Below are 21,887 nucleotides of genomic sequence, written 5' to 3' on the forward strand. Positions count from 1 at the left end.
AAAAAGAGAGACAGTAAGTTTTATACATACAAAAAAGATACAATGGCTTGGGAGTAAAAACAGGGTTAGAACGATTCATGGTTGTAAAAGGATTATGATAGGAATGAAGTATGTTGGCGCACATGTGAGTGCTGCGGGTGGTGTAGAAAATGCGCCGGTTAATGCCTATAAACTGGGTGCCACGGCCTTTGCATTGTTTACCAAAAATCAAAGGCAGTGGCAGGCAAAACCTTTGTCAGACAATAATATAGCCCTGTTTAAGGCGCGGTGTGAGCAATATGGCTATAAGCCTGAGCAAATTCTTCCCCATGACAGTTATCTGATTAATCTGGGGCATCCAGAGCCGCAGGCGCTGGAAAAATCCCGCCTTGCTTTTATTGATGAGCTGCAACGATGCATGCAGCTTGGCCTGGATCGCCTGAATTTTCATCCCGGTAGCCATTTACGAAAGATGGATGTGGGTGATTGTCTTGCCCGTATTGCTGAATCCATTAATCTGGCGCTTGATAAAACAGAAGGTGTTATAGCCGTTATTGAAAATACCGCAGGACAGGGGAGCAACCTGGGCTGGCGTTTCGAGGAGTTGGCGGAAATTATTGATCAGGTTGAGGATAAAGACCGGGTAGGCGTATGCCTTGATACCTGTCATACCTTTGTTGCGGGCTATGACTTGAGAACGGCAGAGGCCTGTGAAACAACCTTTGCAGACTTTGATCGTATTGTCGGCTTCAGATACCTGAAGGGCATGCATTTAAATGATTCAAAAGCGGCTTTGGGTTCCAGAAAAGACCGGCATCATAGTCTGGGGCAGGGCGAAATTGGTTGGGATGTTTTCCGCTATATTATGCAGGATGATCGCTTTAACGGCATTCCAATGGTACTTGAAACCATAGACGACACGATTTGGGCAGAAGAAATTCAGGCATTGAGAAAACTGGAATCAATTTAGTAGTAAGTGGGAATAGGGAATGGGGAATGGGGAATAGCAGTTCATACTATTCCCCATCAGCCATCAGCCATCAGCCATCAGCCATCAGCCATCAGCCATCAGCTTGCCTTGGCAATAATATTGTCGGCAGCTTTCTGATAGGTTTCCAGTTTGTTGAAGTTCATGTAGCGGTAGATATCGTCAGCCATGCTGTCAATATTTTGGGCAAAGGTCAGGTACTCAGCAGCAGTGGGTATCTTTCCTAAAATAGCACCCACTGCAGCCAGCTCGGCGGAGCAAAGATAGACGTTGGCCCCATCGCCTAACCGGTTTGGAAAGTTACGGGTGGATGTTGATAGCACTGTTGCTCCGGCATCCACCCGGGCCTGGTTGCCCATGCATAAAGAGCAGCCAGGGATTTCGGTTCGTACACCGGCCCGGCCATAAATATTGTAATAGCCTTCTTCCATCAGTTGCTCCTTATCCATTTTGGTGGGGGGCGACATCCAGAATCGGGTCTTTAATGGCTTGTTGTTTTGTTCCAGTAATTTACCGGCAGCACGGAAATGACCGATATTAGTCATGCAGGAGCCGAGGAAAACTTCATCAATAGTGTCTCCAGCCACATCAGACAATGTTCGTGCATCATCCGGGTCATTGGGGGCGCACAGAATCGGCTCATTAATTTCGCTGAGGTCAATATCGATCACGGCCTTATATTCAGCATCAGTGTCTGCTCTCATCAAGCTAGGGGCTGCCAGCCATTCTTCCATTTTCTTCGCGCGGCGCTCAAGGGTTCTGGGATCGCCATAACCTTCATTGATCATCCAGCGCAGCATGGTGATATTGGATTGCAGGTACTCAGCAACTGATTCTTCTGAAAGGGTGATGGTACAGCCTGCGGCAGAACGTTCGGCAGAGGCATCGGAAAGCTCAAAGGCTTGTTCTACGGTCAGCTCTTCAAGCCCTTCAATTTCAAGAATGCGACCGGAGAATATATTCTTCTTGCCCTTTTTTTCCACTGTGAGCAGACCCTGCTTAATGGCATAGAGCGGAATGGCGTGAACCAGGTCCCTTAAGGTAATACCTGGCTGCATTTGTCCTTTAAACCGCACCAGTACTGATTCCGGCATATCCAGGGGCATCACCCCGGTGGCAGCAGCAAAAGCAACCAGGCCGGAACCTGCCGGGAAGGAAATACCCATTGGGAATCGGGTATGGGAGTCGCCACCGGTACCCACGGTATCAGGCAATAGCATTCTATTGAGCCAGCTATGAATAATGCCGTCACCGGGGCGCAGTGCTACTCCTCCCCGGTTCATAATGAAGTCAGGCAAGGTATGCTGGGTTTCAATATCAACGGGTTTGGGGTAGGCGGCAGTATGACAGAAAGACTGCATCACCAGGTCGGATGAAAAACCAAGACAGGCCAGGTCTTTCAGCTCATCCCGGGTCATGGGCCCCGTCGTATCCTGGGAGCCAACGGTGGTCATTTTGGGTTCACAATATTGGCCAGGGTGAATGCCCTCCACACCACAGGCCCTGCCAACCATCTTCTGGGCCAGGGTAAATCCCTTGTTTGAACCGCTGGTGGCCGCTGGACGACGAAATACCTCTGACGGCTCGAGGTTAAGTGACTCCCGGGCTTTTTCTGTCAGGCCCCGGCCAATAATAAGGTTGATTCGGCCTCCGGCCTGAACCTCATCCAGAAGGACATCAGATTTCAGGGAAAACTCAGAAAGAATATCGCCTTTTTCTGACAGTATCTGGCCATCATAGGGGCGAATCTCAATGATATCCCCCATATTGATTTTTTCTACAGGAGCCTCGAAGACCAGGGCGCCGGCATCTTCCATGGTATTAAAAAAGATGGGAGCTACTTTTTCACCGATACAGATACCGCCGGAGCGCTTGTTGGGTACGCCTGGCATATCATCTCCGAAAAACCACAGTACCGAGTTGGTGGCTGATTTACGGGATGAGCCGGTACCCACCACATCACCCACAAAGGCAACGGGTAGTCCTTTGCCTTTAATGGCTTCTATCTGGCTGATGGGGCCAGTGGTTCCCGGGTCTTCCGGCTTAAGGCCATCACGGGCCATTTTATACATGGCATTGGCATGCAGGGGGATATCTGGCCGGGACCAGGCATCAGGTGCCGGGGACAGGTCATCGGTGTTGGTTTCCCCAGTTACTTTAAAGACGACTGTTTTTATACTGTCAGCGACTTTGTCCCTTGAAGTGAACCATTCGGCATCTGCCCAGGATTGTAAAATAGCTTTCGCATGGTTATTGCCGGCAGAGGCTTTCTCTTCAATATCATGGAAGGCGTCAAAGATTAACAGGGTGTGCTTAAGTTGTTCTGCTGCCAGGGGAGCTAAGCGGTCATTATCCAGTTGTTGAACCAGGGTGGTAATATTGTAGCCACCGTGCATTTTACCCAATAGCTCCAGGGCCTGTTCTTTAGTAATTAATGGGGAAGAGGCATCGCCATTAACGATGGCTGACAGAAACCCTGCCTTGACGTAGGCGGCCTCATCCACGCCAGGTGGAATTCTGTGCTCCAGGAGTTCCAGTAATGTCTGCTCATCACCCGCCGGAGGCTGTTTGAGTAATTCGACCAGCTCAGAAACCTGCTCCGGATTTAGTGGCTTGGGTGGAATTCCGGCGGTAGCACGCTCCTGAACATGTTTTCTGTAGGCTTCTAGCACAAATTATACCCTCATCATCTGTGGCTGGCCTGAACGATCCTTCTTTGAGTTAGCAATATTTTGACTGTTGGTCATTCCAGGCAGTGATAACAGGAAGTGAATGTTCGATATACTTCTTGTTTTGGTTGTGGTGGCATTATAGCGAATAGCAGTATTTAAGTTAAGTAATTGCCGAAATGGCTGGTATTTATCGGGTGAATAGCAGTTTTTTCCAAGCTCTCCTCGTTTTCGGAGAGCATAAAAGAGGCTTTATTCAAGAAACAGGCACAGAGATTTATTTTTTAAAGATATGAAAAAGTTGTGTTCTCTGCGCCTTATATTAAGCACTTTAGGGGCTGTGGTGAAAAGAGTAAAATTCAACTTGTTATGTACAGAGTTGGATTTAGGTTATTTCACAATTTGATAACAGGGTTTGTATTCACTGCCAGGCAGCTTCATTCGACACTGCTTGACAAATGACTCCAGCAGTTTATCCATATACTGCATCAGTTCGGGATCTCCGGTGATTTGATAAGGACCGTGCTTTCTGATGGCTTTAACGCCATCTTCCTTAATATTACCAGACACAATACCAGACATGAGACGTCTTATATTGGCCGCCAGTAAATGGGTAGGCATATCAAGACTGAGTTCAAGGTTTGCCATGTTTTCATGGGTCGGCTCAAAGGGGGATTGAAACTCCCGGTCGATTTCCAGAAGCCAGTTGAAGTAGTAGGCATCCCCGTGTTTTCGTCTGAACCGGGTGACTTTCTCCAGGCCCGTCCGCATGGTTCGAGCCACCTCCACCGGGTTATCTATGATTATTTTATAGCGTTTTCGGGCTTTTTCTCCCAGAGTCTGGCCAATAAAGTGGTCGATTTGCTCAAAATAGGCTTGTGCAGATGCCGGGCCTGTAAATACCAATGGCAGGGGGATATCTTTATTTTTAGGGTGTAAAAGGATTCCCAGGATATACAGAATCTCCTCACAGGTACCGGGGCCGCCAGGGAAAACGACAATGCCATGGCCAAGCCGGACAAAGGCTTCCAGTCGCTTTTCAATGTCAGGCAGAATTACCAGTTCGTTTACAATGGGATTGGGGGATTCTGCTGCAATAATTCCAGGTTCGGTTAAACCGATAAAACGTCCTTTTGATACCCGCTGCTTGGCATGACCAATATACCCTCCTTTCATTGGGCCTTTCATTGCTCCGGGGCCACAGCCTGTACAGATATCCATATACCTCAGACCCAGTTGATAACCGACGGTTTTTGTGTATTCATACTCCTCCCGTGAAATGGAGTGCCCACCCCAACAAACAACAATGTTGGGGGGTTGTTTTATGATAAAAGCGTTGGCATTGCGGAGGATTTCAAATGTCAGGTGGGTAATATCGGTGGAGCGGTTGGTATCAAAGCGGGGGTCATCGGTAATATGAGAAGAAACGTATAAGATATCTCTCAACACTGAAAAAAGGTTTTCCCTGACACCAAGAATCAGCTTTCCACCCACAAAGGCATTGGCTGGCGCATTGAGTAATTCCAGTTTCAGGCCACGGTGTTCCTGAACAATACTGATATCAAAGTCTTGGTAGTCAAGCAGTAGTGCTTCAGCATTATCTCCTTCTTTCTCACAGCTTAGGACAGCCAGGGCACATCGGCGGAATAACCGATGGAGTCCTGTTTTGCTGGTGTCCTGCAGGCGGCTCACTTCCCGGCTTGAAAGCACGCGCATACTGCCAACCGGGTTGACTATTGCTGAAACAACACTCTTTTTACTCATAATGCCTCCAGGGACTTTTTATGTTTTTTACCGGCTATTGGTAGAGTGGTTGCCGGTGGGTTTTATGTATTGATTGTTTTTACCTGTGCTCCGTTTTGATCACTTGTCCTTGATTGTGGTGCAGATGACGTTTTCCTTTGACGCCTCTGTGACTCTTTTGCTTCATTTATCAGAGAGTGTGCGGAGTACCATAGTATTATATAAGTTATTGCTATGAGTTATCAGTCTTGACGAAAATCTAATCATCTGACAAATTTCAACAGATTGTATTGAGAACATTCTCTAATTTATCCCTGCAAAAAATCCCGCTAAAGCACAGCTTTGAGGTAAGTGGTATGCTCACCAAAGAATTATCTGACTACCTGAATAGTGGCTGTGTCCTATATAGCACTAAACGTCATCCGCCTGCTTATAGTGCACAGGAAGTCGCCAGGCAGGTTCATATGCCGGGTCGATGGGTGGCTAAAACTGTTGCTGTAAAGCTTGATGGTGAATTGGCTTTATGCATTATTCCGGCTTCTGAGCGGGTTAACTTCGGTATTCTTGGACTGGTTGCCGGTGCCCGAAGTGTTGAGTTGGCATCAGAGGAGGAGCTATCTGCTTACTTTCCTCATTGTGAGCCAGGAGTTATGCCGGCTTTTGGTAATCTTTATGGGTTATCCGTATTTTTATCGGAGTCCCTTAAGGGGGATCAGCCGTTGGCATTTAGTAGCGATAATGCGTCAGAACGGGTTGTACTATCATGGCTGGATTTTACCAAACTGGTTAAACCAGTGATTTTGTCAGATAGATTACGTAACACCATTGGATAAATTTGCTCATGTTGGGATAGTATGATTCCAAAATATAATAATATGACCGCTTAAGCGGGGAAAAAGGAGGACCATTGGGTGTCTGAAGAATATGTGCTATTAGTTGATGATCATAATCAGGTGGTTGGCACTGCCCCTCGTGGTAAGATGCGGCAGGAAAAGCTGTGTCACAGGGCAGTTTACATATTTGTCTTTAATGGTAAAGGCCAGCTGTTAGTACAAGAAAGAACGCTGAACAAGGATATCTTTCCCGGTTATTTTGATATCACCGCGGGAGGCGTGGTTGCCCAGGGAGAAAGTTATAATCAGGCAGCTTGCCGGGAGCTTGAAGAAGAGCTTGGTATTCGCAAGGTGGAATTGATTCCTCACTTTCATTTTTATTTCCATAGCGATGACTGCCGGGTCTGGGGAAGGGTTTACAGCTGTTGCTATGATGGATCAGTGGTTTTACAGAAAGATGAGGTGGCTAATGTGGTGCTGGAGTCACCGGAGGATATCCTGGAAAATCGATTCAATAGAAATTATACCCCGGATAGTCTGGTGGCTCTTGAGCGTATGATACAGACTCAACAAAGAGGATTTTGAATAGCATGTTTACAGGAATTGTTAAAGGTGTCTTTCCTGTTGCTCATTGAGTTTATGGCAGGCTCTATCTCAATATTGCCTGATTGTAGAGCCTCGGGATTTGATTGAAAAACTAAACTCTCGGTCATTTTTGAAGAACTATAAGGGCTGAATAATATTCTCATACTCTTTGGTAAGTTTATCAAGTACATGAGAGCAGGTTAGATTATCTTCGCTTTTTGTAGTGTATGGGTAGATATCTATTTGCTGTAAGCCAATGATGGTGAACATATCAGAAGCAACTGTTGCGGTTCTGAGCCTAGTACCTGATCCTTGATCAGATGTAACAGCTATGCCTCTTTTTATGTCCAGCGAATCAGGTTCGTCAAATCCACCTGCCGCAATTTCAGAAGGACCATCGGTTTCTATTGCATGGTCAGATAGTCTTTCACCTCTGATGATAGCGATGAAAACGGTAATTTTATTTTCTGGATGGTTATGGAATGATTTGTTGAATGCGGCTTGAAAATGTTCTTCTCCTCTTCGGTCATAAGGCTTGATGTTGAAATAATTATCAGAACGTTCCTTTGCGGATATTTCAGTGAACGTTTCTACTGACTGAGTATTTCTTGATTTCATTTTCGTTATATCGAATTGCCAATCGCTTCCAAATGATCTCCTTAATTTTGCAAGATAGTATTCATTGTTTCTATTGTTTAATATGTTTCTATACCCGCCTGGGAAAGCTACTTTTACCATTATGTTTGGTTGTTCTTGATCAACAAGGACGAAGGCATCTCTAGTATCAACTGGAGAGGATGCATCACTGTCTTCTAGCCAGCGAACAGGTTTTCTGCAATTGCAATAGTGAGCAAATGTATTTGAGATTCTTTCTTTTATTCTTTGCTTGAATGTTTCTGAAGGTATATATCCCATTGTGTTTTTAACTGGGCCGCATAAATATTGAGGTTGCTGTTCATCGAATACCTCCATGCTCTCTCTTGATTGTCCAACTAGAATAGGTAGGCTTCTTTGTTTTTTATCTGTTATTTTTATCCAATATTTAGGAGTATTTGGTAGGTTCTGATGGGGGCACAGTTCGACACACTTTAATAAGCGGCCACTGCCATCGTGTAATCCACCAGGGTTACCATCAATATGATTCAATAAAACATCAAATCTTTGCACATGAACAGGTATGCATTGAGTTATATGATTAGTTCCCATTGAAAAGAAATTACCAAAATTTTCTATACCAGTAATATTACCTTTTTGTACAAAGGTATTAGGAATTGTATGAAGAGGATTGTTCCAGATATTTCTGTTTGGGGTATCTTTTGCAACCTGAACTGCACGCTGCAGTTCAGACTGACTACTGGTTGAGGTATTGGTCATTGTTGTGGATCTAGTGTACGGTGTAACTATTTTTTTTTTCCAAGTTCCTCAAGTCTTCCTTCGGTCATAAGGCTCACATGCAGTTTTATAACTGGCTTAACCTTATATTCGGCATGTTCTACGCACTCATATATAAAATCCATTAACAATGGTTCATAAATAATATTTTCTGCTTCATCTTCTCCAGAGTCATCACTATTCACAGGGTTACTATTACTGGTTTTTTCTTTCTCTTTATTTTTTGCAGACTCTAATACTGCTTCTAGGATTTTTGTGCTTACTGCGGTGGCATTTTCTTCAAGGGCCATGGTAAGTGCTGCCTTAAAAGATTTTTTTCCAAGATTTAATGCTTTTAATGTTTTTGCACTATTTTTTTCATGTGGTTCTCGGCTGTTTTCTAAGCCGTTGATAACAAAACCCCAAAAGCCATCGGCTTCTGATAATTGGAAATCTCTATATTCTGATCCTGATTTTTTTTCTAAATGATTTTTTAGTGTATTTGCAAATGTTGTGGGTAAATTTTTCCACCAATACGGTACTGTAAAGTGTTCTTTAGATTCTTTATCCATGACCTGATCTTGAAGCCAGTCTGTTGAGTACATTTGACCTTCGTCATCTGTAATTTCTTTTTCGTTAAACCACTCACATGCAGCTCTAGTAAAATCAGTTTCTTGGCTCTTTGACGATAATGCTATAAATACCAGCGTTGCTTTACCCATCTCATCATCAGAGAATGCCTGTTGGAAACCTGATTCCCAGCCCTTGCGAAATTTTTGTCTTCTGCTTTTACCAAAAGTATATAGCTCGATAATCCTATCAACCTGATTAGCAGAAAAACCATCAGGGCATGTTGTTGATAATGCTCTAAATAATAGGTGGTAGTTAAATGGGATTTCTCTACTGTTGTGTTTCCATTTTAATAAACCGTCCTTTGCCTGCCATAGCTTTTGGGATAGACTGGTCATCTCATCTTCGAATCCCATGCTAAGCCCTTTTCTGTCATCTTCATGCTTTCGGTTGATTGTTTTTTTTCTGTCAGTTTTATCTTTAAGTTCTTTTACGTGGTCAACTAATTGTTGAAGAATTTGGCTTTGTTGTTGCGTGTTGTTGTTTTGCTGTTCAAGCATCCTTTGAAACATAGCCTCCATATTATTTTCACCATTTCTGCTTGATCCTGGTCGCGCCCGTTTTCGTGTGGTTGGGTTGCTGTCTTCATCCTCTGACTCTGAGTTTTGTTCATCTTGTTGGTTAGTTGAATGTGATTGGCTGGCAGAGGCTCTGGATTCCATATGAGGCCTTTTATTTCCCCTGCCAGCTAATGCATCAAAACTGCTTATTGCTATTGCAGTGCTTAGCAAGTATATAAATAGTGATCTTTCTGTTTTCATCCTTACGGCTCCGATCAGTTAAGATATATTGCCTTTAATATTTTTTACAAATCAAACACTCTTTTCTTTTTAGAAAGCTAGCCTATTTAAGTATGGAGAAAAGATATTTAGGGAATAAAAAAAATTTTATTAAAGCAATATGAGGTGATATTATTTGTTGGCTGTTGTTTATAACTGATTTTATTGGGATAGCTGAGAGATTTAACTAACTACTTTTATATAAATATAAAGTATTATTAAAGGTTTGATGTATAGTACAGCAATGATTATACTTTGCTTGCTCACTTAAGTGTCCAAACGGAGATAGACTTCGTTGTTTAGAGCTTTATACTGTGCCGCCTCAGACGAGGCGGCACAGTTCGTTTATATAGCCTATTTTTTCCTGGAGCGGTTTTCCTTGCCTTTCTTTTTTGCAGGAAAAACGATGCTGCAAACATCGTCATAGTGAGTGGCAAAATGAACCTGCATCCCTTTTTTTATGTAGTCCGGTAGCTCTTCGTAATCTCGCCTGCACTCTTCGGGCAGTATCAGCTCCATAATTCCCTGTCGCCGTGCGGCAATGACTTTTTCCCGGATACCGCCCACAGCCAGCACCTTTCCGGTGAGCGTGAGTTCGCCGGTCATGGCAATAGGCTTTGGCCTGGATCGCCGGGCCATGGATAACAGAGCGGTGGCCATGGTGATACCGGCACTGGGTCCGTCTTTCGGTGTTGCCCCTTCAGGAACATGAAGGTGGATAAAGGCTTTCTCAAAGAAGTCCGGGGAAATATCCAGCTGTTTTGCCTTGCTGCAGATATAGCTGTAGGCAATTTCTGCAGACTCTTTCATGACATCCCCAAGCTTGCCGGTTAACCTGAACCCTGCCCGTTGCTGATGAATAAGGCAGGCTTCTACAGGCAGGGTTGCTCCGCCCATGGCTGTCCACGCAAGGCCGGTTACTATACCAACACCCTGAAGCTGTTTTTCTTTTCTGAAATAGGGAGCCCCGAGATAATCTTCCAGATCCTTGGTGGTTACACTGATGCTTTTTTCCTTTTTATTTAGCAGTTTTACCACCACTTTACGGATGATTTTCTGTAGCAGCTTTTCCAGGTGTCTGACACCCGCTTCACGGGCATAGCCTTCTATTACCTTTTTCAGGGTGGCGTCAGAAATCTTGAGCTGACTTTTTTTCAGGCCAGTGGCATTGAGTTGCTTTGGCCAAATATGGTTTTTGGCAATGGCCAGCTTTTCTTCTGTGATGTAGCCGGATAGCCGGATAACATCCATCCTGTCGAGCAAGGGGCCAGGAATGGTATCCATCTGATTGGCGGTACAGATAAACAACACTTTGGATAGATCTATGCGCATGTCCAGATAGTGATCAAGAAATTCACTGTTCTGCTCGGGGTCCAGCACCTCCAGTAAAGCCGAAGCAGGATCTCCCCGGTAGGATGCACCGATTTTATCGATTTCATCCAGCATGATCACAGGGTTGGCTACTTCGACCTCCTTTAAAGCCTGCACCAACTTACCGGGCAATGCACCAATATAGGTACGTCGGTGGCCTTTGATCTCGGCTTCATCTCTCATGCCGCCAAGGCTAAGTCGGTAGAATTTTCGGCCCAGTGCCTTGGCCACTGAACGGCCAATAGAGGTTTTACCCACACCGGGGGGGCCAACCAGCAACATAATGGATCCAGAAACTTCCTGTTTAAATGCCCCTACCGCCAGAAACTCGATAATTCGGTCTTTAACATCATCCAGGCCATCATGATCCTGATTAAGTACCCGCCGGGCATTTTTCAGGTCATGAATATCTGTTGAGTAATTACCCCAGGGGACTGAGGTGGCCCAATCCAGATAGTTGCGGCAGGTAGCAAACTCAGGGGATCCGGTTTCCAGAATAGACAGTTTTCTTAATTCATCATCTATTTTTTTTCTGGCAATCTCGGGAATATCAAGACCTTCCAATCGTTTTTCAAAGACTTCTATTTCAGCTGTACGGTCATCCTTTGAAATACCCAACTCTTTTTGAATAACTTTCAGCTGCTCTTTTAGAAAGAACTCCCGCTGATGCTTGCTGATTTTGCGGTTTACTTCAGCATTTATTTCGGTTTGCAGGCGGGCCACTTCCTGTTCTTTTCTGATGAGCACCAGCACTTTTTCCATCCGTCGCTGAATGGATAGGGTTTCCAGGATTTCCTGCAGCTCTGAGCCAGGGGCTGTAGTAATGGCTGCGGCGAAATCAGCCAGGGGAGAGGGGTCTTTGGGATTAAACCGGTTAAGATAGTTTTTGAGTTCTTCACTGTATAAAGGGTTCAGGGGAATCAGTTCTTTAATAGCCTGAATCAGGGCTAATGCATAAGCCTTGATTTCATCACTGTCTTCAGAAGGTGCCTCAGGGTAGTCGACTTGTGCCAGGTAAGGGGGTGTTCGCCTAAGCCATTGCTTGATTCGAAAACGCTGGATACCCAGGGCAATAAATTGAATTTGTTCGTCATCTGATACAATGTTATGAACTTTAACGACACAGCCGGTATCAGGAAAGTCTTCCGGAGGTACTTCCGAGCCAGGCATACCTCCCACAAAGCTGAGACCTAGCACTTTTTGGTTGCTTTGCTCAACTCTCTGCAGGGTTTCTTCCCACAGATCCTTGCTGAAGACCAGGGGCTGCACCTGGGCGGGGAAAAACGGCCGATTTGAAACGGGGACGAGATAGAGCTTATCTGGCAGACTTTGTTGTGGCAGGGCAAGCTCTTTATTGTCACTGTCAATGGTTTGACTGTTCCCGGGAATGACTTCCGGGTTGTTGGGATCCTGTTCTGTCATGATATGTCTGTATTTTTTCCGGGTAGAATGTTGAAATGTTTAATGACTATCTGGAGTCATGCGGTCTTTTTTTCAATACTGGGTATAACTAAGTATGGTAGAGATAGGCACTATTGGCACTTTGGGCAAAAGATAAATAACAAGGGTTAAGTTTTATGGATGTGGATTATCATGAGGTGCTGGAATTCTGGTTTGCTGGCGAAATATTGGGCAGTGAGCAGAGAAGTCGCTGGTGGCAGAAAAAAGAGGCAGTAGACTTGAGCATCAAGCAGCGGTTTGCCTCATTAATTCCGCAAGTGCACGATGGTTTGCATGAAGAATGGGCGCAGACCCCTGAGGGTAGGTTGGCTGCTATTATCTGCCTGGATCAGTTTCCACGAAATATATACCGTAATTCAGCCAAGGCCTTTAGCTTTGATGACAAAGCGTTGTTTTTGACATTGGAGGGGTTGAATTCAAGTCATGATATCAAGCTGGATCTACTGGAAAGAACTTTTTTTATGATGCCGCTGATGCACGATGAGTCACTGGATAGTCAGGATCGGTGTGTGGAATTTTATGAGGATGCTGTGACCGCAAGTTCCGGGGAACTTCAGCAGTATCTTAAGGGATCCCTTGAATTTGCCTTACGACACCGGGAAATTATCGAGCGCTTTGGCCGCTACCCCCATCGAAATAAAGTGCTGGGCAGGCAAAATACGGCTGAGGAAGAGTATTTTTTGACACAGCCTGGCTCTTCATTCTAAGACTTATAAGGTGAAGGTGGGCTGGATTTCTCCGCTAACTATTTCTTTATAGGAAAGCGTCGGGTGGTTTCCGGGCTGATTCCAGGCAGCAGTTGGTAAGGCAGTTCTGTATTCTGGTATTGGCAGGCCTGTTCCAGGGTGGCAAAGCTTAACGCAATAGACTGACTTGATCGGCAGGGGCTTCGATACTCGACATATAGAAAGTAGCGTTTTCTAGCGGGCTTTTTCCTGTTTTTTATCCAGCCTTCCGCCAGCCAGGAATAAATGGGGCAGTGATAGGTCTGGTGAAAAATCGATTTATTATAGATATCCAAACTTCGCCAGTCAGAGTGTTCTGGTGGTGGCTCATTTTTTGGCGCATCTGGCAGTAATAAGGAGGAAAGTGCAATAGTCATCAATAATTAGACACTAATATCAGATCCGTCATCCATTCGAGATAGGTCATCATGTGCTCTACGAAATCTGCTGCAAGAGAGATTTCACCAGAATAAAGCAGCAATGGGTATTAGAGCAGCGTTATAGCTTGAGAACAAGCAGGGTTTTCCGTGTTGCTGGTATTAAAGTGATGCACGGGTTCTTACGGTTGTTTGTTTGGTCATCTTTCTATATAGTACGACGCGTCCCCAAAGTCGGGGGTGAAGTCTGGTGAGGTGTCCGAGTGGCTGAAGGAGCACGCCTGGAAAGTGTGTATACGTTAGCGCGTATCGAGGGTTCGAATCCCTCCCTCACCGCCATATTTCTTCCCTGAGCTGCTATTTCTAAAGCAATTAAAATTCCTCAAAATCTTAATTTTCCCCATTTGTCCACTAAGTATCTATTTTGTTCAAGGGATTACCCAAGGTGTGACAGAAACGCATCAGATTTTGTTTGGTTCTGATGTTATCAGCAAGCTCTATACCTCTGGCCTGATACCAGATATCAATGATGGAACTCAGGTTGCGATCATCCTTCTCTGTTTTCTGATAGCCTCTTGTAGCAATTACCTCATCACGGTACTGGAGACACTCTATTTTTGTCTTTGCCGTGTGTCGGTATCGCTTACTGCCAATCCTGAAATCAATTTTCCATTGGTGGCCTGATTTTTTGATTGCCATAGGCATTGCTCCATTAAAGCTTTTTGTTCTTACGTTTGATTAAAGGTTTCTTTTTTTTAAGAATTTAGTTTGGCTCCATCGTTTGGGTCTGAAAAATAAGCAAAATTGGCTATCTTGGCTATGATTCCTATGCAAGTGGCTCGTTTATGACTCGCTGCTCATATTTTAAGCTGATTGCAAAATATTCTGTCATCGAATAAGTACTTTATGCATAGAATATCAGAAAAAATCAGAAATCCTTTTATAACCTGTTTATGTGTTATAGTGTTATTCGCTATTGCTATTCTACAGCCTGCTTTTGGTGCTAATCATTGTAAAGTCTGCCATAATCCAAGAGTCCATGATGTTGATAGTTTAATGAGGTTTGTTTCAGGCGAAGGGGAGATTTGCATAAAGTGTATCTCCCTTGATAAGTTGAAAGAAATTCTGCACAAAGAGACTCTCTGTATATTCTCTAAGTGGGTATCAGAGAAAAACCAGCTTGCTGCTTTGTATGGTTCCGCAGGAATTAAGCTAATAAAAGTGGGTAAAAAAGATGCATTAGCTACAAAAGATCTTGATTTTCTAATGACAAGTCGTGAAATGGCAGATGACTTTTTAATAGAAGTTGACAGAGTAATACGCCCTGTCATCTTCCTAAAAATGGCTAATGATATACCAGGGAGTGATAAGGCACTGGAACTGAGTCCATCACGCAGGCCTGCAGGTCGAGGGCCTGGTATGCTTTCATTAGCGCCTGACTGTGGGCAGTTTACCGTATTTTCTGAAAATGAACCATGGTTCATGGTTGAAGTTTCTGTAAAACCTGAATGGATGGCACCTTTAGATTTTTCTAGCACCCAGTACCTGCAGAATAAAGAAATTATTTCGGGGTTCCATATTCCTGTACTCACTCTGGAAGGGTTTTGCTGCTTGGATGCACTGGTGCTAGAAAATGAGTGTCAAACCTTGAAAGCCTCCAGGCAGCCATCACCAGAACTCATTCTCTATTCAATCTATTCATTATTAAAGTCATCTAAAAAACGAGCCTATTACAAAGAGTATTTTCAGCGACATGGGGAATCAGGAACATTTGGTCACTATCAGACTTCATTTAATAACTTGCTGCAAACTGTAAGGATGCAGCAAGGTGTATTTCAACAGTCAGTCGATAGCTCGTTACTGGCTATCCCGCAAAAACAGGAAAGAGAACTTGTGATATGGGAGAAGCGGTATGAAAGCCAGTTTTCAAAAAAGCAAAAAGCCATCTTAGACTATATGGATGAGTCTAAAAGACAGCAGGAGTATCAAGACAGCCTTATACAGTTTATGCTTTCCTCTTACTTTAAGGTGGGGGGGTTTGATCGATCGGGTAACTGTTTTTATTGGGCTGCAGCAGCAGTAATTAACCGAAGTAAGGTAGCTTCAGACCGAGTGAAGCAGTGGTTTTATAAGAAGAAAGTAAATAGAAAAACAGAGGAAATTTCCCCCAATCAGGTACGGTATCTTATTGATCGCTGGATAAGGGATGCCCGAGATTTACTTGCGAAAGAAGATATGAATCTCTCTGCTGGAGAGCATGATAGCGCTTTATTCGACAGCTTGTCATTTTTACTGGGTATATCCCAGGGGCAAACGGTACAGTCAATACTGGATAACGAGTTTATAAAGAAAGCTGCCCCTTCAGCCGATGCTACCCAATTTTATGGTTGGAATACGTTGTCTTTTCCTGTCTCTCTGGTGCTCGGTATGCCCATGTCAGTGATTACCCGACCAGGCAGAGAATCCCTGTTTATGCCTGAAATATACTCTTATGAAAAGGCCAAAGAGCTATTTCCAGACTTAATCGATCAATTGCAAAAAAATCCTGACCTGGTTAATCCTGATCAGACCAGACATCTTGTAGACGACATGTTAGTACTGATTCATTCCGGAGGTGATCATTACTATTCAGCAGAACCTTCCGGGAAGCTCAAAAGAAAGGTAAAGCAGTATCAAGAAGCTTTTACTGTATTTTCAGAAATTGCACCTGTTCCTGACCTCGATAAAAGCAAGATCACCTCTCAGCCACCTGTCAAATACTTAGCGTATCGAATACCAAGGAAGGCCTCTGCCAAGACCTTGGAAAATGATGATGCCGATGGACGAGAAATAGCGGAAGATAACCCTGTAACAGCAAAGGGAGAAGAGCCTATGGTGCTTTTCTTACCTGAAGAACAAACGGAATTTTCCTCGCCAGAAGTTGTATCTCATAAATCGTTAACCGAGAAATTAGCTATAAACAAACGCCGATATGATGCTCTGCAAGAGCAAGAGCAAGAGCAAGAGAAAAATACTCTGCTTAATGCTTTCTACTCCGAGGTGCTGAAAATAATATCCACTACCGTTACAGATTTGGGAAGCCCCCCCGGTACCCGGTACAAAGTATACCTGGATCGCTGTAGTCCTGCCGTGATTGAGGCTTTAGTATTTTTGGAGGATAAGGGGCATGCCTCCTCTGGCATTATCTTGGGGATGAATGAACTGGTTAAGTCTGAAGGAACCTTATCAATCAACACTATATTAAAAGTTATTCACTACTTTTCCAGGGCTGCTATGGGAGGTCATATGTATGCCTCTGCTTTGTTATATTGGCTTGCGGAGATAACAGGTAGCCCAGAGGCATTTATAGCTAGTTTGCAGTTTGTGGAAAATAGCCCGCCTCAACTGTTGGGAGAAACGCATACGATGCTTTCATTTTTCCACCCTCAAAAAACACTTCCCTCTCCAGTAAATAACGATATTCCAATTCACTTTGGCAATATGATACAGAGTTTTGAAAAAGGCCAGTTTTATTGGCATGACTGGCATAACATTTACAAGCTGTATCAAAATAACAATGATCTTGATGCCATGCTGGATCCCTCGGCATTGTACCAACCCGAAACCTTGTTGACATCATTCTCTGAAGAGGTAGTCAATAACTCAGTTATCTACCATACACTGTTAGCCTGTTTTTACCTGAAGACTCATCAGCCGGTAAAAGCATACAGAGAGTTTTTAATGGCAGCCACTGCTTTTTATGGGCTAAAGTCGGGCATAAAGCAGACTAATCTGATTGTAAAAGCTGCTGGGGAGGCAGCTGTTTATCATTGTTTTAAGGGGATGAAGGTGCTTGGTCATGATGAACACTTAAAAGGGGAGAGTGCATTTTTTAAGGAGTGGGGTTATTTGTTGCCTGCATTCAGGGATCAGTTAATGCTTCAGGACAGTGCTAACTATCTTTATTCTGCCCTTGCAGAGTTTGATGGTGAATTTTTGTATCCGGAACAGGTAAATGAAACAAGAAAAATGCTGGCATTTATGCTGCTTCATGGGCATGCAAGCAAACAATATGCAAGAATTCCTGAGTCTGTAGATAGAGCAAGAACGTTTCTTATACGCTGGATGGGATCACTCGCCCTTGATATAGAGGAAATAGAAATACCCACTAATGATGATGACTTAGTGGAGTTAAAGCCCTCGGAGGAGGTTTTGGTATTCAGGCAAAGCAGGAAAAAGAAAGAGGCCACAAAAGTATCTGATAGAAAGATGTCAGATAACGCAGCAAAAAAACTTAGAGGCAAACTTGAAATGTTTGCAGACAGAAGTGCAAGTGCAATGCTCAATTTGCAAGAAAAAGTCAAATGGCACTATCAAAAGAAAGGTAATAAATGTATTGATGATGACATTTTCAGAGAGACGGTATCCTTGTTTGAGGATATTGTTCAACGATTAGAGTCAATCAGGGAGAATATGCATCTATATAGGGATAGATCCTTTTTTGATGAGATTTTATGTAACCAAATGCAGCCAGCTTCTATTGCCTTGAGAGTGTTTAACTGTGAGGCCCTTTATGGAAGGGTTCTGCCAACAACCTTACCAGCCCTTTTGTATCGATTCCAGAGTTGCATTTTTAAAGAATATTTATCTTTTTTTCCGAAAAAGATAAAAAAAGGAAAAAAAAAGATGGATCATGGACAAATTAAGAGAGTAGGCTCATTATCACAGTATCATGAAGTCAGTGAGGATGATATAGAAGATATTCCATCTAAAATAGGCAACTGCCTCTGTACCCTGCTTTGCCCAAGTTACTATGAAGATATAACTGTGGAAGGTTTAGATTACTTGTTTGGGGTATTAACCGCAACAGGTGATCTTATTACTATCAATATGCTAAAAGAGAAAAGTGTTTTTTTCTACCAGCTACTGTTTCATTATAGTAAATTTCTTAATGACCACGAGATTATCCTATCACTGTTGGATATGATGATAAGGGTGAATAAGCCTTATGATGGCCTTTCGTATATAATGCAAGAAATAATTCACAGAGCTTGGCTATCAGTTAAATCATGCAGTGATATTGATATTGCTGAAAAAAAGGAAAAGCTTCAGGAACTGAGAAGTAAATTTGAACAACTGCCAGACTTTGATGATAAAGAAACAATATTGCTGTTTTTGGCTGAAGATATAAATGAATTTTACCAAGATCAGCATGAACTTTTAAAAGAAAAGCAACAGCGTGCAAAAGAAAATTATGAGTCTGCACTCCTGGCGTTGAAAAATATGAGGCTTGAAGAAAGGGGTGATGACACCCAAAAAATGGAGCATAAAAAAAAGCAAAAACAAAAAAAAAAGAAAGGAATAAAAAAAACAGCTCCTCCTAAAGAACAAAAAAAAGTATCAGAGCCACGGGAACAAAAAGAAGAAATTGCTGAGCTGCTTGCTATAGATCAGCCGTTGCTTGAGGCTCATAAATTGACTAAAGAAAATAAGTTTCTGGAATCCATTGCTCACCTTGAACAGCTTCGTAAGGAAAGGGAAAAAACTAATAACCTGATTCAAGAGGCTATATTGATTTTGCTGATCTCAGAAAATAGAGTTTTATATTTAAAAAGTGTTTCCAAGGCTTTTAGAGACTGTGAGAGTAACTTTGATACTATTACTTTATATAAAATGGCCTTAGAAGAATGGGGTGATGATAATCCGAGAACCCCTGGTTGGTTGTCTGTTTCTGCAATGAACTCTATTCTTGAAACGGTAGATTTATTGGATGACATAAAGTTTGATAAAGATGTCAGTATGCTTGAAAAAGCTCTTAGTGAGCAAAATGAAGCTGTAGACAGGCTAGAGCTTGCGTTAAGTGATGACTATACTGATCTTTCAGAGGCAAGCAGTCAACTGAAGATACTGAAAAAACAACATGCTGACTTACTGGACATATTCTACTATTCAAAGCAAATATGTCACCATATTGGAGATATTCTTGATATTAAAAGGGAGATTTCAAGAGGAGACCGATATAAAAGAGATAGAGACCGCCGTCGTCGAATATTTCATTTTGCAACACCAACCGTAACGCTAACCATTAAATTAAAAATGAATCTAAACAGTGTAAAGGAAAAGCTTAGAAATCTTGAAGAGAAAACCATAAATCTTAATACTATTAATTATCTGGATGCTGCAATTAGTCATTTTTGATTGGTGCTATATGTTTCCGTTCGCTCACTTGATAAAAAAACTGTATGGGTAAAACCTGATCTTCATCAAAACCAGCCGCCTTACCAAGCTTCTATCCGAGTATTTATAAGATGATGAATACCAGATGTTGCAGTGGCACCTTCTAAAAAAGATAGCGGAGGCCATTGTTACCACCAGACCTTAAAGTCCCAAAAACACCAGTTTGAGATGTCCTCTCAACCAACCCGGCCGATTTCCGTTGTGTTGAAGCAATGGAAAGGACGCCATGATCAGTCGAGAGGACTATCTTATGATACGGGATTTACGCAGCCGTGGCTGCTATATCAAGGACATTGCCAATAAACTCAATGTATGCAGTAAAACGGTTAGCCGGGCCCTCAAGCGTGAAGGACCACCTTCCAAGCGAAAGTCCGGAGTCCGAAAAGGGAAGCTCAATGACTATAAAGCCCGCATTGACCAGTTGCTAGCCGATGATGTCTGGAATGCGGAAGTTATTTTTAAAATCCTTCAGGAAGAAGGCTATACCGGTAGCCGCTCACTGTTAAGGGAGTATATCCAACCCAAACGGGCGCTTCGTCAATCAACAGCGACCACTCGCTTTGAAACACAGCCAGGGCAACAGCTGCAACATGACTGGGGTGAAATACAAGTGATGTTGTCAGGTCAGCCAACTCGCATCTATTTCTCAGTCAACACACTGGGGTTCTCCCGCCGGTTCTTTGCCTGGGCAGCCCTGAAGAATGATGCTGAGCATACTTATGAAAGCCTGATTCGTAGCTTTGAATGGCTGGGAGGCGTTCCGAGACAAATCCTTGTCGACAACCAAAAAGCTGCGGTTATCAGTCATCCTGCTAATGGGCAAGTGCAGTTTAATCAAGGGTTCCTGTTGCTGGCGTCACACTATGGCTTTATGCCCAAAGCCTGCAAGCCTTACCGGGCAAGAACAAAAGGTAAGACTGAACGCATGGTGCGCTACGTGAAGGAAAACTTCTTTCAGCGTTATCGCCACTTTGAAAGCCTTGCACACCTGAACCAACAGCTTGAACTCTGGCTGACTGACATTGCCGATCAACGTATACAGGGCACATTACAGGAGCAGGTAGCCGAGCGCTTTAAAAGGGAAGTCGATGTTTTACACCCCTTGCCTGCTATCCGCTTTGACACCAGTTATATGGAAACCCGTAAGGTGCCTATTGATTGCTATATCAACCTATTGGGCAATCGTTACAGTGTCCCTGCTGCACTGGCTGAGCAAACCGTTCGTATCCGCATCGGGCTGAATCAGCAGTTGAAGATTTACGACAGGGATGAGCAGTGGGTCGCTACCCACCTGCTCAGTGACAGCCAAAATCAATGGGTCTGTAACCGGGAGCATCATCAACCGCTTTATCAGGCGGTTCATGTTGAAACCCGAGACCTCAGCCAGTACGAGGAGTTTGCCTGATGGAATTACAGACACTGGTGGAAAAACTCAAGCTGGATTATCTGTCCGACAGCCTTGATACACTCTGCGAGCAGGCCAGCAAGAAAGATCTGGGTTATCGGGAATTCCTGCACACGGCGCTTTCCAGTGAATGGGCTGGGCGTCACCAAAAAGGATTGGAAAGTCGTCTAAAACAGGCACGGCTCCCATGGGTAAAAAGCCTGGAACAGTTTGATTACAGCTTCCAGCCCAGCGTTGACAAAAAAGTGATGCGTGAACTCTCAGGGCTTGGCTTTATAGAGCGTGCAGAAAACGTTGTTTTGCTAGGACCTCCCGGTGTAGGCAAGACCCATCTGGCTATAGCCCTGGCAGTTAAGGCGGCTGAAGCAGGCCATCGCATTATGTTCCTGAGTCTTGAAAAGCTGATGACCACACTGAAAAAGGCTCAACAGGAAAACCGTCTGGAAAGGCAGATGCAACTACTGGTTTACCCTAAGCTGTTGGTATTAGACGAAATCGGCTATCTGCCCATGAACCGCGAAGAAGCCAGCCTGTTCTTTCGTTTAGTGACCCGACGCTATGAAAAAGCCAGCACTATATTGACGTCAAACAAAAGCTTTAGCGACTGGGGTGAGATCTTTGGTGATCAGGTCATAGCGACAGCGATCCTTGACCGTTTGCTGCATCATGCCACTACTGTCAACATTAAAGGCGAAAGCTACCGGCTGAAAGAAAAGCGTAAAGCTGGGCTCATAAACAGCAAAAAGTAAGCAATG

General features: G+C 43.7%; 14 protein-coding genes and 1 tRNA gene. 8 read left to right on the plus strand and 7 right to left on the minus strand.

Annotated elements, in window-relative coordinates; all coding sequences use genetic code 11:
- Positions 1 to 103 precede the first annotated feature (103 nt).
- Positions 104 to 949, plus strand: a complete 846-nt coding sequence (nfo, locus tag MJ595_RS15610) for a deoxyribonuclease IV (RefSeq protein WP_263078895.1) — start codon at positions 104 to 106, stop codon at positions 947 to 949.
- A gap of 98 nt (positions 950 to 1,047) precedes the next feature.
- Here nfo and MJ595_RS15615 read toward each other — a convergent pair whose 3' ends face one another.
- Positions 1,048 to 3,639: a bifunctional aconitate hydratase 2/2-methylisocitrate dehydratase gene (locus MJ595_RS15615; protein WP_263078896.1), complete on the minus strand. Its 2,592-nt coding sequence runs from the start codon at positions 3,637 to 3,639 to the stop codon at positions 1,048 to 1,050.
- A gap of 387 nt (positions 3,640 to 4,026) precedes the next feature.
- Complete coding sequence (ppnN, locus tag MJ595_RS15620) at positions 4,027 to 5,400, minus strand: nucleotide 5'-monophosphate nucleosidase PpnN (protein ID WP_263078897.1); 1,374 nt, start codon at positions 5,398 to 5,400, stop codon at positions 4,027 to 4,029.
- Positions 5,401 to 5,735: 335 nt separating this feature from the next.
- Here ppnN and MJ595_RS15625 point away from each other — a divergent pair, with 335 nt between their 5' ends.
- Together MJ595_RS15625 and yfcD are read left to right on the plus strand one after the other, a co-directional pair.
- Complete coding sequence (locus MJ595_RS15625; protein ID WP_263078899.1) at positions 5,736 to 6,212, plus strand: YbaK/EbsC family protein; 477 nt, start codon at positions 5,736 to 5,738, stop codon at positions 6,210 to 6,212.
- Positions 6,213 to 6,290: 78 nt separating this feature from the next.
- Entirely contained in the window at positions 6,291 to 6,797 is a 507-nt protein-coding gene (gene yfcD / locus MJ595_RS15630; protein WP_263078900.1) for an NUDIX hydrolase YfcD, read from the plus strand.
- A gap of 138 nt (positions 6,798 to 6,935) precedes the next feature.
- Here the strand turns inward: yfcD and MJ595_RS15635 are convergent, their stop codons facing one another.
- From MJ595_RS15635 to lon, 3 genes are all read right to left on the minus strand, one after another.
- Positions 6,936 to 8,171: a hypothetical protein gene (locus tag MJ595_RS15635; RefSeq protein ID WP_263078901.1), complete on the minus strand. Its 1,236-nt coding sequence runs from the start codon at positions 8,169 to 8,171 to the stop codon at positions 6,936 to 6,938.
- A 26-nt stretch (positions 8,172 to 8,197) separates the two neighbouring features.
- The gene (locus MJ595_RS15640; RefSeq protein WP_263078902.1) at positions 8,198 to 9,559 is read right to left on the minus strand and encodes a hypothetical protein; all 1,362 of its coding nucleotides are present in this window, start codon (positions 9,557 to 9,559) and stop codon (positions 8,198 to 8,200) included.
- A gap of 372 nt (positions 9,560 to 9,931) precedes the next feature.
- Positions 9,932 to 12,370, minus strand: a complete 2,439-nt coding sequence (gene lon / locus MJ595_RS15645; protein ID WP_263078903.1) for an endopeptidase La — start codon at positions 12,368 to 12,370, stop codon at positions 9,932 to 9,934.
- A gap of 155 nt (positions 12,371 to 12,525) precedes the next feature.
- Between lon and MJ595_RS15650 the strand changes: the two genes are divergently transcribed.
- Positions 12,526 to 13,116, plus strand: a complete 591-nt coding sequence (locus tag MJ595_RS15650) for a DUF924 domain-containing protein (protein WP_263078904.1) — start codon at positions 12,526 to 12,528, stop codon at positions 13,114 to 13,116.
- Positions 13,117 to 13,154: 38 nt separating this feature from the next.
- Here the strand turns inward: MJ595_RS15650 and MJ595_RS15655 are convergent, their stop codons facing one another.
- Positions 13,155 to 13,511, minus strand: a complete 357-nt coding sequence (locus tag MJ595_RS15655; protein WP_263078905.1) for a hypothetical protein — start codon at positions 13,509 to 13,511, stop codon at positions 13,155 to 13,157.
- A 249-nt stretch (positions 13,512 to 13,760) separates the two neighbouring features.
- Between MJ595_RS15655 and MJ595_RS15660 the strand changes: the two genes are divergently transcribed.
- Positions 13,761 to 13,850: transfer RNA gene (locus MJ595_RS15660), tRNA-Ser, on the plus strand.
- A gap of 72 nt (positions 13,851 to 13,922) precedes the next feature.
- Here MJ595_RS15660 and MJ595_RS15665 read toward each other — a convergent pair.
- Positions 13,923 to 14,210, minus strand: a complete 288-nt coding sequence (locus MJ595_RS15665) for a hypothetical protein (RefSeq protein WP_263078908.1) — start codon at positions 14,208 to 14,210, stop codon at positions 13,923 to 13,925.
- Positions 14,211 to 14,417: 207 nt separating this feature from the next.
- Here MJ595_RS15665 and MJ595_RS15670 point away from each other — a divergent pair, with 207 nt between their 5' ends.
- From MJ595_RS15670 to istB, 3 genes are all read left to right on the plus strand, one after another.
- Entirely contained in the window at positions 14,418 to 19,688 is a 5,271-nt protein-coding gene (locus MJ595_RS15670; RefSeq protein ID WP_263078911.1) for a hypothetical protein, read from the plus strand.
- A gap of 265 nt (positions 19,689 to 19,953) precedes the next feature.
- Positions 19,954 to 21,132 (plus strand): IS21 family transposase, encoded by a 1,179-nt coding sequence (istA, locus tag MJ595_RS15675; protein ID WP_263078912.1) that lies wholly within the window; start codon positions 19,954 to 19,956, stop codon positions 21,130 to 21,132.
- Positions 21,129 to 21,881, plus strand: coding sequence for an IS21-like element helper ATPase IstB (istB, locus tag MJ595_RS15680; RefSeq protein WP_263322525.1), 753 nt, complete (start codon positions 21,129 to 21,131; stop codon positions 21,879 to 21,881). The genes istA and istB overlap by 4 nt, the downstream gene beginning before the upstream one ends.
- The last annotated feature ends 6 nt before the right edge of the window (positions 21,882 to 21,887 follow it).

Origin of the sequence: Endozoicomonas sp. Mp262 (assembly GCF_025643335.1) — a bacterium.
In the GTDB taxonomy this organism is placed as follows: domain Bacteria; phylum Pseudomonadota; class Gammaproteobacteria; order Pseudomonadales; family Endozoicomonadaceae; genus Endonucleibacter.